Below are 864 nucleotides of genomic sequence, written 5' to 3'. Positions count from 1 at the left end.
CCAATGAGGAAAACCTTCCTCCGCTGCGCAAGCGCGCACGGTGGGCGCAAAATCCGGCGCAGGTTGCCTAATTGAATTCGTTGGGTGTGCGGTTTTCTTGACTATTCCAGACTTTCTTGTCCAACTTTTGGGGTGCAGTTCACAGCGTTGGTTCATCTCGACCCTTGACATGCCGGTATGCAGCCGGTCAGTCCGGCATACGATCCGCAAAGAATACTGCCAGCTGAGCATGAATCATGCTCCAGTCCTGTCTCCGGCCAGTCCATTTCTTTGTGATATCGATCATGGCAAGATACAGCATTTTCAGCAGGCTGTCATCTGTGGGGAACACGGATTTTGCCTTGGTCACTTTCCGAAGCTGACGGTTAAAGCCCTCGATGGTATTGGTCGTATAGATCAGGCGGCGAATCTCCTGGGGGTACTTGAAATAGGTGCTGAGATGTGGCCAGTTATCCCGCCAGGACTGAGAGATTTTGGGGTATTTCTTATCCCAATGTTCGGAAAAGGTATCCAGAGCGTCCAGGGCCGCGGACTCATCCACCGCGGCGTAGACTGCCTTCAAGTCTGCCATGAGCGCCTTTAAGTCCTTGTAGGATACATATTTGCTGGAATTTCGGAGCTGATGGATGATACAGTTCTGAACCTCTGTCTTGGGGAACACCGCTTCAATCGCTGCGGAAAACCCGGTCAAATTGTCCGTGCAGGCGATGAAAATATCCGCAACACCCCGGTTTCTCAAGTTATTGAGTACCGTTGCCCAGAATTTGGCGCTCTCATTTTCACCGACCCACATACCCAGAACGTCCTTCCTGCCGTCCAGATCGATACCAATGGCAATATAAACAGCCTTCTTGACGATCTGTC

1 protein-coding gene is annotated in these 864 nt (G+C 51.4%); it reads right to left on the bottom strand.

Annotated features, from left to right (window positions below):
- Positions 1–187: 187 nt before the first annotated feature.
- The coding region (locus tag ACTQ34_RS18045; protein ID WP_441364977.1) for an IS256 family transposase at positions 188–864 on the bottom strand (677 nt) is incomplete at its 5' end.

The organism is Agathobaculum sp. LCP25S3_E8 (assembly GCF_052117165.1).
Lineage (GTDB): Bacteria > Bacillota > Clostridia > Oscillospirales > Butyricicoccaceae > Agathobaculum.
Note: the sequence above shows the minus strand (reverse complement) of the source record. Positions and strands in the feature narration are given on the sequence as shown.